This window comes from Spirabiliibacterium falconis (genome assembly GCF_014885015.1).
GTDB classification, from domain to species: Bacteria; Pseudomonadota; Gammaproteobacteria; order Enterobacterales; family Pasteurellaceae; genus Spirabiliibacterium; species Spirabiliibacterium falconis.
Window position 1 is genome coordinate 52,313 of record NZ_JABMIJ010000007.1, and the last position, 15,392, is coordinate 67,704.

14 protein-coding genes are annotated in these 15,392 nt (G+C 44.3%); 4 read left to right on the forward strand and 10 right to left on the reverse strand.

Annotated features, from left to right (window positions below):
* Positions 1–33: 33 nt before the first annotated feature.
* The 5 genes from mtnN to HPC40_RS04825 are packed head-to-tail and all read right to left on the reverse strand — an operon-like array spanning position 34 to position 4,812.
* Complete coding sequence (mtnN, locus tag HPC40_RS04805) at positions 34–723, reverse strand: 5'-methylthioadenosine/S-adenosylhomocysteine nucleosidase (RefSeq protein ID WP_208118360.1); 690 nt, start codon at positions 721–723, stop codon at positions 34–36.
* On the reverse strand, positions 720–1,487 hold the full coding sequence (locus HPC40_RS04810; protein WP_208118361.1) for a thioredoxin domain-containing protein: 768 nt from the start codon (positions 1,485–1,487) through the stop codon (positions 720–722). The genes mtnN and HPC40_RS04810 overlap by 4 nt, the downstream gene beginning before the upstream one ends.
* 42 nt (positions 1,488–1,529) lie before the next feature.
* Entirely contained in the window at positions 1,530–3,239 is a 1,710-nt protein-coding gene (recJ, locus tag HPC40_RS04815) for a single-stranded-DNA-specific exonuclease RecJ (protein WP_208118362.1), read from the reverse strand.
* A 46-nt stretch (positions 3,240–3,285) separates the two neighbouring features.
* The gene (dsbC, locus tag HPC40_RS04820) at positions 3,286–3,972 is read right to left on the reverse strand and encodes a bifunctional protein-disulfide isomerase/oxidoreductase DsbC (protein WP_208118363.1); all 687 of its coding nucleotides are present in this window, start codon (positions 3,970–3,972) and stop codon (positions 3,286–3,288) included.
* 9 nt (positions 3,973–3,981) lie between these two features.
* A complete protein-coding gene (locus HPC40_RS04825; protein ID WP_208118364.1) occupies positions 3,982–4,812 on the reverse strand; it encodes a formate/nitrite transporter family protein in 831 nt (276 codons plus the stop codon).
* Positions 4,813–4,987: 175 nt separating this feature from the next.
* Here HPC40_RS04825 and prfB point away from each other — a divergent pair.
* A protein-coding gene (gene prfB / locus HPC40_RS04830; protein ID WP_208118365.1) for a peptide chain release factor 2 occupies positions 4,988–6,086 on the forward strand; the annotation gives its coding sequence in 2 pieces (ribosomal slippage) (positions 4,988–5,062 and positions 5,064–6,086; 1,098 coding nt in all).
* A gap of 41 nt (positions 6,087–6,127) precedes the next feature.
* On the forward strand, positions 6,128–7,636 hold the full coding sequence (gene lysS / locus HPC40_RS04835) for a lysine--tRNA ligase (protein ID WP_208118366.1): 1,509 nt from the start codon (positions 6,128–6,130) through the stop codon (positions 7,634–7,636).
* 64 nt (positions 7,637–7,700) lie between these two features.
* Here lysS and galU read toward each other — a convergent pair whose 3' ends face one another.
* The 5 genes from galU to uspA form a co-directional block, all read right to left on the reverse strand.
* On the reverse strand, positions 7,701–8,591 hold the full coding sequence (gene galU / locus HPC40_RS04840) for a UTP--glucose-1-phosphate uridylyltransferase GalU (RefSeq protein WP_208118367.1): 891 nt from the start codon (positions 8,589–8,591) through the stop codon (positions 7,701–7,703).
* Positions 8,592–8,696: 105 nt separating this feature from the next.
* Positions 8,697–10,067 carry a phosphohexomutase domain-containing protein gene (locus tag HPC40_RS04845; RefSeq protein WP_208118368.1) on the reverse strand — a complete coding sequence of 457 codons (1,371 nt, stop codon included), beginning with the start codon at positions 10,065–10,067 and terminating at the stop codon, positions 8,697–8,699.
* Between the two features lie 22 nt (positions 10,068–10,089).
* Entirely contained in the window at positions 10,090–10,275 is a 186-nt protein-coding gene (gene csrA / locus HPC40_RS04850; protein ID WP_208118369.1) for a carbon storage regulator CsrA, read from the reverse strand.
* A gap of 141 nt (positions 10,276–10,416) precedes the next feature.
* Positions 10,417–13,053 (reverse strand): alanine--tRNA ligase, encoded by a 2,637-nt coding sequence (gene alaS / locus HPC40_RS04855; protein WP_208118391.1) that lies wholly within the window; start codon positions 13,051–13,053, stop codon positions 10,417–10,419.
* 140 nt (positions 13,054–13,193) lie between these two features.
* Positions 13,194–13,619, reverse strand: coding sequence for a universal stress protein UspA (gene uspA / locus HPC40_RS04860; RefSeq protein ID WP_208118370.1), 426 nt, complete (start codon positions 13,617–13,619; stop codon positions 13,194–13,196).
* A 283-nt stretch (positions 13,620–13,902) separates the two neighbouring features.
* On the opposite strand from uspA, the gene yedE reads away from it, so the two are divergent.
* Positions 13,903–15,102, forward strand: a complete 1,200-nt coding sequence (yedE, locus tag HPC40_RS04865; RefSeq protein WP_208118371.1) for a selenium metabolism membrane protein YedE/FdhT — start codon at positions 13,903–13,905, stop codon at positions 15,100–15,102.
* An 8-nt stretch (positions 15,103–15,110) separates the two neighbouring features.
* Entirely contained in the window at positions 15,111–15,344 is a 234-nt protein-coding gene (gene yedF / locus HPC40_RS04870; protein ID WP_208118372.1) for a sulfurtransferase-like selenium metabolism protein YedF, read from the forward strand.
* The last annotated feature ends 48 nt before the right edge of the window (positions 15,345–15,392 follow it).

The following is a 15,392-nucleotide window of genomic DNA, read 5'->3' on the forward strand; positions in this document are numbered from 1 at the left end:
AAGTGCGGTTAGCTGACCGCACTTTTTAGGGAGCTAAAGCTGTTTGAGCAGGGCGAGTACCATTTTTGACGATTGCACAGCGGCAAGGGGTAAAAATTCATCGAAAGAAAGGTGGGAAACCTTGTCAGCCACATCAGAAATTGCGCGTATAACAATAAACGGGGTGTTGAACGCATGGCATACTTGCGCAATGGCGGCGGCTTCCATTTCCACGGCTATCGCATCAGGAAAATCTGCTTTGATGTGTGCAAGTTGTGCCTCACCGTTACAGAACATATCACCGCTACAAATGAGCCCTCGCACCGCACTTTGCTGTTGCTGCTGCAAAACGCGTTCGGCAAGCTGTAATAATCTTTCATCGCTCTCAAAGCGTGCAGGATTGGCAGGTAACTGCCCTTTGGCATAACCGAAGGCGGTAACATCCACATCGTGATGTGCTGTTTGGGTAGAAATCACGACATCCCCCACATTAAGTTGAGGGTCGATCCCGCCCGCTGAGCCAGTATTGATGACCACTGTTGGCGTTGTTTTTAATAAAAGTGCGGTTGTTGCCATGGCGGCTGCGACTTTGCCAATGCCCGATTGCATTAACGAGACCGCTTTGCCGTTAATCGTGCCTTGATAAAGTGTACAACTGCCGATGGTTTCGTGCTGTACGTTATCCATTTTGTTAAGAAGAATGTCGACTTCTTGCGCCATCGCGCCGATGATTGCAATGCTCATGGTTGCCCTTGTTCTGTATTGTGCGTAAGAATGTGAGAAATGAGATAATCCAAAACCGCAAATGTGTAGTCATCGTTATACAACGTGCTGCGCGTGAGTACATACTCACCATTTATCACCACAAATGGCACAGTAAACACGCCATAAAGTTCCGTGCGTTCCACCGCTTCTTGGGCTTGATGTGCTATCTGCTCTGAACGTAACACACTTAAAAACGCATCGGGGGAAATAGCATGCTCAATAAGCCAAGTATAAAGATTTTTGGCCTCCACTAATGAGGTTTTACCTTGATTGACCGCACTATCAAATATCAACAGCTTAGCCAGCTCTTCGTGTTGCATCGCCACCAAACCATTGTACACGTTAGCACTAAAAAGTGCGGTGCTGGTGGCAACAGGGTATAAATTCAGTTTGATTTCGTCATCGTGCAAGCGTTGATACAAAATTAAATTATCATACGCGGTGGAACAATACGGGCATTCATAGGTAAAAAAGAGGCTAATGTCAATGCGCTTATCGCCCGCTTGTTTCTTAAGCGCAATAGGATCGCGATAAGAAAAAAAATCTTTGCCGTCTTTAAATTCAACCCTTTTACGAACAGATGGCGGTGCACTTACTTGTGCCTCGTCCTTCGGCTGCGATGATACCGCACTTTGCACGTGGGTATCGACTGCACGTTGCTTTTCCTCAGCCATACTACCAGCTGCACTCAGCAAGACTGCCAGTGCAAATAGCATGTGTATCAATTTACTCAAAAAGCCCATCTACCGTTCCTATTTTGTGATCTGCGTCTATTTTAACGCATTTTACAGCGGTTGTAGAGCATCAACAATCAACTGTAAATTTTGCTTGCCCTGATATTCATTAATATCCAAACGATAAACTAAGCGTATCTGCTTTATGCCGTAGTCAGGATATAACTGCGGATCAACATTAAATGCAATGGCATCAAGTAATTGGGTGCTATTGCGGGGTTGCACCAGTAATTTCAAATGGCGTCCCGCTAATAAGCGTTGCTGTAAAACCGTAAATTCACCGTCAAATAACGGTTCTGGAAATGCCTGCCCCCATGGCCCTGCGTCGTGTAATTTTGCCACGGTTTCAAGACAAAAGTCATGCTCAGCAAGCTCGCCATCAGTCCAAATCACCGATGTGAGGCGCTCAGGTGTTAAAAGTGCGGTAACCGTTTGATTAAATGCGGCTTGAAAATCAGAAAAACGCGCTTGGCGAATACTCAAACCTGCCGCCATCGCATGCCCACCAAATTGTAAAATCATATCAGGATGGGCTTGGTCAATTCGTTCAAGCACATCACGCATATGAATGCCATCTATTGAGCGCGCTGACCCTTTTAAAATGCCCGCTTGATCTTGCGTAAACGCAATAACAGGGCGGTGGAAATGATCTTTAATACGTGACGCTAAAATCCCCAACACGCCTTGGTGCCAGTCTTCTTGATATAACGCTAACGCCATAGGCAGATCGTCTAACGCACTCAAACGTTCACATACCGCCATCGCTTCTTGCTTCATGCCTTGCTCAATCTGTTTGCGCGTTTGATTAAGATCATCTAAATCTTGTGCTAAGCTGCGCGCCCGTGCCATGTCATCACTGAGCAATAGCTCAACGCCAATACTCATATTATCCAATCGCCCTGCTGCGTTGAGGCGTGGTGCAATGGCAAAACCCAGATCGCTCGCCGTAAGGCTGGCAAGATTACGTTTTGCAACCTCTGCTAACGCTTTAATCCCAGCACAGCAATGCCCTGCCTGAATACGTTGTAAACCTTGAAATGCTAAAGTGCGGTTATTTTTATCCAACGGCACCACATCTGCTATCGTGCCAAGTGCAACCAAATCAAGCAAATGCGCAAAATTGGGCATCGTTTTTTGTTGGAAAGCCCCATCTAGGCGAAGCGCACTGCGTAGGGCGAGCATGACATAAAATGTAACGCCAACGCCTGCAAGGCATTTCGACGGAAAATCACAATCTGTCAGATTAGGATTTACGATCGCATCCGCCGTGGGTAATATTTCTGGTGGAAGATGGTGGTCAGTCACGAGCACCCGAATGCCCTGCGCTTGACACCACGCTACGCCATCAACCGAAGATACGCCGTTATCGACAGTCATCAATAGTTCTGCGCCTTTGTCATATGCCATTTTGGCGACCGCCACACTTAAGCCGTAGCCCTGTTCAAAACGGTTAGGCACTAAATAATCTACATGGGCAAACCCCAGCATTTTCAAGGCACGCACAGCCAACGCGGTGCTAGTTGCACCGTCCGCATCAAAATCCCCCACGATAACGATACGCCATTGATGTAAATACGCACGTTTCAGCAAATCAACCGCACTTTCAATGCCTGTTAGCGAATCGGGGGGCAAGAGGGAAGGCAAAGTGCGGTCAAGTTCCTCAGATGTGCTGATGCCACGGCTAGTAAAAATACGATTAAGCAATGGATCATCGCACACATGGATGTTGCGTGCTTGACGGCGTTGGATCTGTTTATTCACATTTGTCCTTAAAAATAAACCCTGCGATGCAGGGCTTAGTTAATCATTAATGCTCGCTTTCTAATGCTTTTAAGAGTTCTTTTGGCTTCAAATATCCACCAAGTACTGTCCCTGTGTCGGTTACAATGGTCGGTGTGCCTTGTACGCCATATTGGAGACCTAACGCATATTGTTTTGCCACCACATTGGCTTTAACCAATTTTTTCGGCAATTCGCCGTTTTCAGCTTTATTTAAGGCTTCGTTACGATCTTGTGCAGTCCAAATAGCTTCCATTTGTTGGGCTGTTTTTGCCCCCAATCCTGCACGAGGAAATGCCAAAAAGCGTAAGGTTATACCAAGCTCATTATATTCTTTAATTTGTTGAAACAGTAAATGGCAATAATGGCAAGTAATATCCATAAATACCGTTGCCACATATTTTTGTTGCTTGGCAGGATAGATGATCATCTCTTTTTCCATCGCATTTAGTTTGCCCAGTAACAATTTTTCTTTGAGATTTTCAAAATCCCCGTTGGGTTTAATTTTGATTAAGTCCCCTTGCAAGACATAATCGCCGTTGTCGCTGACATAAAAGACCCCTTGATCGGTAATCGCTGCTTTAATGCCCGCCAATGGCGTAGTTTGAATATCAATATTGGTCATCCCTAAATTGGTCAATTTGTTTTCCAACTCGCCAGCTAATGAAGCTGTCGTTGCCAATGCGAGGGTTAATGCAAGTGTTACTTTTTTCATTTAAATTCCTTATTTCCGTCCAATTTCGTCAGTAACCTGACCATAAATCATTAACGTGAACACCACTGTGCCACCTAAAATATTACCAAGTGCGGTCGGACCTAAGAACGTCACAAAATAGTCATATAAATTCGCTTGTCCTTGCATCACTAAATACGCCATCTCAGCCGACCCGACGACCACATGGGTAAAATCGCCCAGTGCAATCAAATAGATAAAGAAAAATATCATCGCAAATTTGCCATTGCCAACGGTTGGCATCATCCACACAATGGAGGCGATTAAAATTCCAGCGGGAATGCCTCGAAAAATATTATCGCTGGCCGACATATGCGCAACATGTTGGGCAATATCATGCATTGCCTGTACAAATTCAGGATTAAATACATGATGATTTTGCAAGAAAAACGCTGCAATGGACGTACCAATCAAGTTAGCGGCAAACACGGTTATCCATAATTTTGCCACTGCCATTAATTTTTTAAAACTCAATGGGTTAAATAATGGCACGACTGTTGTGATGGTATTTTCAGTGAAAAGTTGCATCCGTCCTAAAATCACCAACAAAAAGCCAACCGTATAGCCCATATTGCTGATCAAAGGAGCCCAAGGCTCATCAGGGGTATAAGCCATAAATACTGCTTTAAAAATAAATGAAAAGGTAATCACAAGACCTGCGGTAATACCTGAAAATACTAATGCTTTGGTTGGTCGTGAAAGCTCCTCAATCCCATCTTGACGGATAATTTCATACAACAAACGCGGGCTTAAACGCTCATGTTCTTCCACCGCCATACGGTCACGGTAGGATAATTTACTGTTATTTAACTCTGATTTCATATTGCTCCTACTGATCAGGGTTGTCATTGATTTCAAAAAAAGTGCGCAAACTATACCACAACTTCAATAAAAGTTGAAAAGTTTAGTCTTTTACTCGGTTAAATTTCATCTATCAAAACAGATGAAATTAGCATATAATTGCGCTTTTGACATGACACTATATGTAGGGTTCATTATGTTTGAAATAAATCCAATCAAAAATCAACTCAAAGACATTAGCGAACGTACCGCCATCCTTCGGGGGTATCTTTGACGTTGATGCAAAAATTGAACGTCTAGAAGAGGTCAACGCCGAATTAGAGTTGCCAGATGTCTGGAACGAGCCTGAAAAAGCACAAGCCTTGGGTAAAGAACGTGCTAGCTTAGAAACGGTGGTCAATACCATACAAACGCTGGAGCAAGGTGTTGATGATGTTGACGGGCTGTTAGAGCTTGCTATTGAAGCTGATGATGAAGATACCTTCAACGAAGCAGTGGCTGAACTCACACACCTTGAAACACAGATCGCACAACTTGAATTTCGCCGTATGTTTAGTGGGCAACATGATGCTGCTGACTGTTATGTGGATCTTCAAGCAGGCTCAGGCGGAACTGAAGCACAAGACTGGACAGAAATGCTCGTGCGTATGTATCTACGTTGGGCAGAAAGTAAAGGATTTAAAACGGAACTTATGGAAGCCTCAGATGGGGATGTCGCAGGGATCAAATCTGCCACCATAAAAGTCAGCGGCGAATATGCTTTTGGCTGGTTACGTACTGAAACAGGCATTCATCGTCTGGTACGCAAAAGCCCATTTGATTCGAACAATCGTCGTCATACGTCGTTTAGTGCCGTATTTGTTTACCCTGAAGTGGACGACAATATCGACATTGAGATTAATCCTACCGATCTGCGTATTGATGTTTATCGTGCCTCAGGTGCAGGTGGTCAGCACGTCAACCGAACTGAAAGTGCGGTGCGCATCACCCACATTCCAAGTGGCATTGTGGTGCAGTGTCAAAATGATCGCTCTCAGCACAAAAACAAAGATCAATGTATGAAACAGCTCAAAGCCAAACTCTATGAAATGGAGCTGCAAAAGCAAAACGCCGAAAAACAAGCATTGGAAGACAGTAAATCTGACATTGGCTGGGGTAGCCAAATCCGCTCTTATGTGCTTGATGATGCGCGCATTAAAGACCTACGCACAGGCGTAGAAAATCGCAACACTCAAGCCGTACTCGATGGCGATTTGGATAAATTTATCGAAGCCAGCTTAAAAGCAGGTTTGTAAACGTAAAAGTGCGGTTCGCCGCAAATATTCGGAATAATATTATGACAGAACAACACCAAGAACTCGATCTCAACGGCGAAATGCTTGCCCGTCGAGAAAAATTAAATCAGTTGCGCCAACAAGGCAACGCCTTCCCAAATACCTTCCGTCGTGAGAATCTCGCAGGCGACTTACATACGCAATACGAGTCAGAAGACGGCGAAAAATTAAAAGAAAGTGCGGTTGACGTATCTGTTGCTGGGCGTGTGATGACGCGCCGTAAAATGGGTAAAGCCAGCTTTGTCACTCTCTCTGACATGAGTGGTAAAATTCAGCTCTATATCGCTCGCGATCTGCTTCCAGAAGGGCAATATGCGGATTTTATGGCAATGCTTGACCTAGGCGATATTATTGGTGCAAAAGGCACATTATTTAAAACCAAAACAGGCGAGCTAACAGTGCGTTGTTCAAGCGTTGAATTGCTTACCAAAGCCCTTCGTCCATTACCCGATAAATTCCATGGGCTTGCTGATCAAGAAATGCGCTATCGTCAGCGTTACCTTGATCTTATCAGCAATGAGCAATCTCGCCGTACCTTTATGATCCGCTCCAAAGTGATTGCCGGCATTCGTAACTATTTCACCAGCAAAGGCTTTATGGAGGTGGAAACCCCAATGTTGCAAGTGATCCCAGGCGGTGCGTCGGCACGTCCATTCATCACCCACCACAACGCACTCGACATTGATATGTATCTGCGGATTGCACCTGAGTTGTTTTTAAAACGTCTCGTGGTTGGTGGCTTTGAGCGCGTGTTTGAACTTAACCGCAACTTCCGCAATGAAGGGGTTTCAGTGCGTCATAATCCTGAATTTACGATGTTGGAGTACTACCAAGCCTATGCCGATTATCACGATTTGATGGACAACACAGAAGAGTTATTGCGTCAATTAGCATTAGATATTCTTGGCACAACAATTGTGCCTTATGGCGAATATGAGTTTGACTTTGGCAAGCCGTTTGAGCGCATCACTATGCACGACGCCGTGCTGAAATACGGTGCAGAAAAAGGCATTGTGAAAGACGATTTATACGATCTCGAGCGTGCTCGTCAAGTCGCTGAGAAATTAGGCATTGAGGTACAAAAATCATGGGGATTGGGCAGCCTCGTGAATGCGATCTTTGAAGAAGTGGCTGAACACCATTTAATTCAGCCAACTTTCTTGATGGCTCATCCTGCGGAAATCTCGCCATTGGCACGTCGCAATGATGAGAACCCAGACGTTACCGATCGCTTTGAGCTCTTTATTGGCGGACGTGAAATAGGTAATGGTTTTTCAGAGCTTAATGACGCAGAAGACCAAAATGCTCGCTTTGATGCACAGGTTGCCGCCAAAGAAGCAGGCGATGATGAAGCGATGTTTAAAGATGAAGACTTCGTGGTCGCCCTTGAGCATGGCTTGCCGCCTACCGCTGGTGAAGGTTTAGGCATCGACCGCTTGGCGATGTTGTTTGCAAATGCACCATCGATTCGTGATGTAATTTTATTCCCTGCAATGAAACATAAGGGTTAAACATCAAACCAAAAGTGCGGTTGACCGCACTTTTATGCAAAAGCCCTAGAGAGGGCTTTTTTTATTATAAGGTTTTGACAAACTGTTTTAACAGTGCCTTGAAATCATGACCTAATTTAGGATGCTGTACGCCGTATTCCATAATTGCATGCAGATAACCGAGTTTATCACCACAATCAAAACTGCGTCCCGTCATCAAAAACGCTTCAACCGTTTCTTTTTCTATCAGCATATCCACCTCATCGGTAAGTTGAATTTCATCACCTACACCAATAGGCGTTTTAGCCAATAAATCCCAGATCGTTTTCGAAAAGACATAGCGCCCCACCACAGATAAATTAGACGGTGCGTTTTCAGGTGCTGGCTTTTCCACAATATTGCGAATGACCGCACTTTGCTGCTGCTCGTTTAACGTTTCCCCAGCACAATCCACAATCCCGTAACTACTCACTTCCTGCGCCGCCACTGGCGAAACCATAATTTGGCTGGCCTTGGTTTGTTCAAAGCGCGTGATCATCGCTGCCAAATTTTCGGTGGCTTGATCGGCGGTGAAATCCGCTAAAATCACATCAGGCAACACAACAGCAAAGGGTTCATTGCCGACCAGCGGTTTTGCGCACAGCACCGCATGCCCAAGCCCTTTGGCATACCCTTGACGCACATGCATAATAGTCACGTCATTAGGAATAATGGACCGCACTTCATCCAGCAACTGGCGTTTAACCCGCTTTTCGAGCATGGATTCCAATTCATAAGAGGTATCAAAATGATTTTCGATAGAGTTTTTAGACGAATGTGTGACCAAAATAATCTCTTTTATGCCTGCCTTCACACACTCAGTGACCACATATTGAATCAACGGTTTATCCACAATGGTCAACATTTCTTTTGGAATAGCCTTCGTCGCAGGCAACATGCGTGTGCCCAAGCCCGCAACAGGAATAATTGCTTTCATACTCAATCCTTTTGATTATATAGTCTCTGCATTCTAGCAAATTTTGCATAACGCTCAATAAAAAATACGCCACAATGGCTGTGGCGTATTGGACAAAAGTGCGGTTTATTGACGCAAGAGGTCTAAAATTTCTTTTGTTTTTTGCTCCATGAGTGCTTTATCGCCACGGGTTTCGAGGTTAAGGCGTACCACAGGCTCAGTATTTGAACTACGCAAATTAAAACGCCACTCTGGATACTCAATGCTGATACCATCAATTTCATCGACACTTATTGCACCTTGTTCATAGTGTGCACGGACACGAGCAATCGCGGCTTTGGCATCTTGTAATTTGCTGTTAATTTCGCCTGGCGATGGGTAAGTTTCTAGACGGTCACCTACTAATTGACCGAGTGATTTTCCTGTCGTGCACAGCAACTCAGCCGCAAGCAACCACGGAATCATACCGCTATCGCAATAGAAGAAATCACGGAAATAGTGGTGTGCGCTCATTTCCCCACCGTAAACTGCATCGACTGCACGCATTTTTTCTTTAATGAAAGAGTGCCCTGATTTAGACATGACTGGTTCTCCACCTAACTCTTCCACTAATTCGACTGTATTCCAAATTAAACGCGGATCATAGATGATTTTTGCACCCTGATTTTTTTGTAAGAAGGCTTGAGCGAGCAAACCAACAACATAATAACCTTCAATAAACGTGGCATTTTCGTCGAACAAGAAGCAACGGTCAAAATCGCCATCAAAGGCGATCCCCATATCCGCCTCATTTGATAAAACCGCATCAATTGTATCTTGGCGATTTTCGTGTAATAACGGGTTAGGAATACCGTGTGGAAATGTGCCATCAGGATCATTATAAACCTTGATAAATTCCACAGGTAACCCTTTGGCTTTAAAACGTTTTTCTAATTCATCAACTACATGACCTGCCGCACCATTACCTGAGTTCACAACTAATTTCAGTGGTTTTTTCTTGAAATTTTCTAAATCAATATAGGTTAAAAGATGATCCACATATTCTTGTAAAACAGAATGCTGTTTATATTCGCCGCGTTTTTCAACGGCTGGGAAATTATTTTCCTCCGCCAGACGTTGAATATCCGCCAAACCACTGTCAGCACTGATTGGACGAGAGCCTGCACGCACAAATTTTAAACCGTTATAGTCCATTGGATTATGGCTAGCCGTGACTTCAATACCCCCATCTGTACCTAAAAATGACGTGGCAAAATAGATTTCCTCTGTTCCTGTCAATCCAAGATCAATGACATCCACACCTGCATCAAGCAAGCCATTGGTCAACGCACTTTTAAGCTCTTTTGAGCTTAACCGTACATCGCCCCCAACCACCACATTTTTCGGTTGTAAGAATTGCCCAAACGCACGACCAATGCGATAAGCAATATCTTCATTTAGCTCATCACCAAGACGACCACGTACATCATATGCTTTAAAACAGGTTAATTTTGTCATTTTCGTACTCCAATACATTCAATTACACAGTTTCATTTTTTTCTTCTGCTTCTTTAAGCCGAAGATAAATTTCTTCTCGATGCACCGCAACCTCTTTCGGTGCATTCACACCAATTTTCACTTGATTGCCACGCACACTTAAAATGGATATTGAGATGTCTTCGCCAATCAGCAAGTTCTCGCCAACTTTTCTTGTTAGAATGAGCATATCTCCGTCTCTAGCTGTGGGGTTAGTCATTAATTTGTCATAAGTTGATAATACTTTATTTAATAAAAAAAAGAGATGAGCAAAAGTATAAAATGTGCGGTAGTACACAAAATAAAAGCAGGTTTCCCTGCTTTTATGAATTTAGACCTTACTTAGTTTGGTTTCTAGCCACGTTTTAGCACAACTTAATGCGATCGGAATATCGTCCACCTGGCTTCCACCCGCCATGGCTAAATCAGGACGCCCGCCACCTTTACCACCAACTGCTTGTGCCATGACGTTAACAAGTTCCCCAGCTTTAACATTAGCTGTTAAATCACTGGTAACCCCTACAATCAAGTTCACTTTACTGTCAACTACGCTGGCAAACGCCACCACACCTGAGCCAAGTTGATTTTTTAAATCATCCACCAGTGTACGCAACGCTTTCGCATCAACGCCGTCGAGCTTATGCAAAATCACTTTTATGCCCGCAATGTCTTGATACTGCTTCGCCAAATTATGGCCTGCTTGCAGTGCGGCTTGCTCTTGTAATTGTTGCAAAGTTTTTTCATTGCGCTTATTGCGCTCAAGCAAGTGTTGCACTTTCTCGATTAAGCTATTGCTATCTGCTTTAAGCAGATCCGCACTTTGTTGTAAAATCTGCTGTTGCTGATGTAGCCAATTCATCGCATTTTGCCCTGTCACAGCTTCAATTCGGCGAATACCTGCCGCAATAGCCCCTTCAGAAATAATCTTGAACAAGCCAATATCGCCTGTGCGTTTAGCGTGGATGCCACCACACAATTCAGTGGAGAAATCCCCCATACTCAGCACACGCACGCGATCGCCATATTTTTCACCAAATAGTGCCATTGCGCCTTTCGCTTTCGCTGCCTCAATATCCATGATGTCCGTCTCTATGAGATAATTTGACCGCACTTTAGCATTCACTAAGTTTTCAATTTCAACGAGTTGCGCTTTACTAATCGCTTCAGGTTGTGAGAAGTCAAACCGCAAAATGCTATCCGACACCAAAGAACCCTTTTGGGTCACATGGGTGCCGAGCACTTGACGCAACGCAGCGTGCAATAAATGGGTTGCAGAATGATTAAGTGCGGTTGCATGACGACGCTCACCATCAACTTCGGCATGTAGCTGCTGACCAAGCAAAATAGTACCTTGCGTAACCTCGCCGATATGCCCAAACACTTTGCCGTATTTTTGCGTATCTTTTACTGCAAACTGCACACCATCTGCCGACAATTGACCCCTGTCACCAATCTGCCCACCTGATTCACCATAAAATGGGGTGCGATCGAGCACTACAACGCCACCTTGACCAACCTCTAACTGATCCACTGCCTTGCCATCATGGAAAATCGCAATCACATTGGCATGCCCTTGTGCTTGCGTATACCCCTCAAACTGCGTTTCCCCATCCACTCGAATCACATTGCTGTAATCTACCGAGAAATTGCTCGCTGCTTGCGCTTGTTTGCGTTGATTGTCCATCGCTGCATCGAAGCCCGCTTGATCAACCTGAATGTCTTTTTCACGACAAATATCCGCAGTCAAATCGTATGGGAAGCCGTAGGTATCATATAATTTAAACACCACATCACCTGCCAGCACACCCTCTTTTACGTTATGTTTTAGTGCATCATCCAGCAAGACCAACCCACGTTCAAGGGTGCGAGCGAACTGCTCTTCTTCTTGTTTTAGTAGTTTTTCAATCAAAGTGCGGTTTTGTTGCAGCTCTTGTCCTGCCTCTGCCATGACCTCAATGAGTGTTGGCACCAGTTTATAGAAAAATGCCTCTTTCGCACCCAACAAATGCCCGTGGCGCACAGCACGACGAATAATCCGACGTAGCACATAACCACGCCCTTCATTTGACGGAATCACGCCATCAGCAATTAAATACGCACAAGAGCGGATATGATCCGCAATCACATTGAGCGATTTATTTTTTAGATCGGCGCAACCCACAATTTCTGCGGTGGCGGCAACAAGGCGTTTGAAAATATCAATATCATAGTTAGAATTGACGTGTTGCAATACCGCCGCAATGCGTTCAAGCCCCATGCCCGTATCAACCGATGGTTTCGGTAATGGCAACATTTCGCCATCAGCTTGGCGGTTAAACTGCATAAATACCACGTTCCAAATCTCAATATAGCGATCACCATCTTCCTCTGGTGACCCTGGTGGTCCACCCCAAATATGTTCTCCGTGATCGTAGAAAATTTCTGTACATGGTCCACAAGGTCCAGTGTCACCCATCTGCCAGAAATTATCAGAGGCATACGGTGCACCTTTATTATCGCCAATTCGAACGATGCGTTCAGCTGGCACACCAATTTCATCATGCCAAATGTTATATGCCTCATCATCACTGGCGTAAACCGTGACCCATAATTTTTCTTGCGGCAAGCCAAGCCATTGCTTTGACGTTAAAAATTCCCAAGCAAAATGAATAGCATCGTGTTTGAAATAATCACCAAAGCTAAAGTTACCCAACATCTCAAAGAACGTATGATGACGGGCAGTATAGCCAACATTTTCAAGGTCATTATGCTTTCCGCCAGCCCGCACGCAGCGTTGTGCGGTGGTCGCTCGTGTATAAGGGCGTTTATCTTGCCCTAAGAAAACATTTTTAAATTGATTCATCCCTGCATTGGTAAACAGCAAGGTTGGGTCATTATCAGGCACCAGAGAACTACTCGGCACAACTTCATGCCCATGGGAGGCAAAAAACGCTAAAAAATCTCGGCGAATATCAGCAGTTGTTTTCATCATTATTCCTATTAACTTGCATTCATTTAACGCTCTATTTTGGCATAAAAAACGGGCGTGGGGAATTTTTTAACCGCACTTTATAATAAAAAACCGCACTTTGATCAAAAACCAAAGTGCGGTTGCATAAAAAGTGCGGTTTAATCGTCTTTCAACGGTACGACTAACATATCAATTGTGATGTTATTCATCACCTGCCGTGTTGACGAAATCAATTTGCTCCAAAAGTCTTGATGATGCCCTGTGACCAATAAATCCGCATCATATTTGTTAATGGCTTCTTTTAATACTTGTTCTAAATCGCCTGTGCCACTGAGTTTTTCCGTCACTGGATACGGTGAAGAACTTGCCAGTTGATTCAACGCATCATGGGTTTCTTGAGAAATTCTGTCTTGCATTGACGACATATTCACATCAATTAACCCCGTATAGAGATCAGAGAAATTCACATCGACATGCACCAACGATAATTTTGCTTGGTGGCGTTGTGCAATATCAGCCGCTTTATTTAATAACACTACACTGTCTTCAGAAAGATCAACTGCAACGAGAATGTGTTTATACATACGCCCTCCTTGAACAAGGTTTAACCATCCATCTTCGTTGCGAGCATAATAACACGTTGAAAAGAAAAAGAGAGTGTGCTGGATCACAGTTCAAACAAATTTTTTGACTTTGCGACTACACAGCACTAGACACCGCACTTTTTGCTTTTTATAATCGCAACCGCTTTTAATTCGTTTATTTATAGCGCAAGTTTTGTGTATAAACAATGAATTCCCGCACGCAGTGCGCTGCTGGCGTCAATTTATTTTTACATCTGCTTGTGCCTTCGGTGAAGGACAACATATGAAAATCTGGCAACACTTCAAACAACACTATTTAATTTCGTTTTGGAATCCAACACTCGCCGTTATCGCAGCGGGGATACTGTCGACCTATTATTTTGGCTTAACAGGCACCTATTGGGCTGTAACAGGTGAATTCACTCGCTGGGGTGGGCATATTCTCCAAACCTTCGGGGTCGATCTTTCCAGTTGGGGCTATTTTCAATTAATTGGCATGCAAGGAAGCATTTTCACCCGCATAGATGGCGTGATGATCTTAGGGATGTTCACAGGCTGCCTAGCAGCCGCACTTTGGGCAAATAATATCAAATGGCGAATGCCTAAAAATCGCATTCGAATTATCCAAGCCCTATTAGGTGGGGCGATTGCAGGCTTTGGTGCACGCCTTGCAATGGGGTGTAATTTAGCCTCCTTTTTCACCGGCATCCCACAATTTTCATTGCATGCGTGGTTATTTACACTCACCACCGCTATTGGCACGTATTTTGGTGCAAAATTCACGCTATTGCCGCTATTTCGTAGTAAAGTGGTTTTGCAAGCCTATCAACAAGAAACTCGCATAATCGATGAAAAACGCAAAAATCGCCGCTTCTGGCTTGGTATGCTCCTCTTTTTTGCCTTTATCACAACCGCACTTTATGTTTTATCATTTAATAGTAAACTTGGCTTTGCGATGCTCGCTGGTGTCGGGTTTGGTCTATTAATTGAACGTGCGCAAATCTGCTTCACTTCCGCATTTCGCGATCTCTGGTTGACAGGGAGAGGACTGATGCTCAAAGCCATTATTTACGGTATGTTAATCAGCACCATTGGCATTTTTAGCTATCTACAACTGGGTATGACACCCAAGATTATGTGGGCGGCACCAAGCGCCTTAATCGGTGGGTTATTATTCGGTTTTGGCATTGTGCTGGCAGGCGGTTGTGAAACGGGCTGGATGTATCGTGCACTCGAAGGGCAAGTGCATTTTGTGTGGGTGGGGATCGGCAATATTATCGGCTCAACCGCACTGGCTGCAGTTTGGGACGATATTGCACCGCACTTAGTATTTAATTTTCCTAAAATCAACCTTCTGACATGGGCTGGCACACACGGCGGCTTGCTTATCAACTATGCCTTAATGGGGCTATTTCTCATCGGCGTGATTTGGTGGGAATACCGCTCACTTAACCGCCGTCGCACACAACTTAACCGCACTTAGGAGACTCTATGCAACAGATTACCCCGACTTACACTTTGGATATGCGTGGTGAACCTTGCCCTTATCCTGCCATTGCCACGCTGGAAGCAATGGCAACGTTACACCCTGGCGATATTCTAGAAGTGATCAGTGATTGTGCTCAGTCCATCAACAATATTCCAAAAGATGCCGATAATCATGGGTACAAAATGCTCAAAATAGAGCAAAATGATGTCACAATTCGCTACTTTATCCAAAAGTAGTGCCTAATATGTTGTAAATTTGCTCGTTTTAGCACAATTTGCTATACT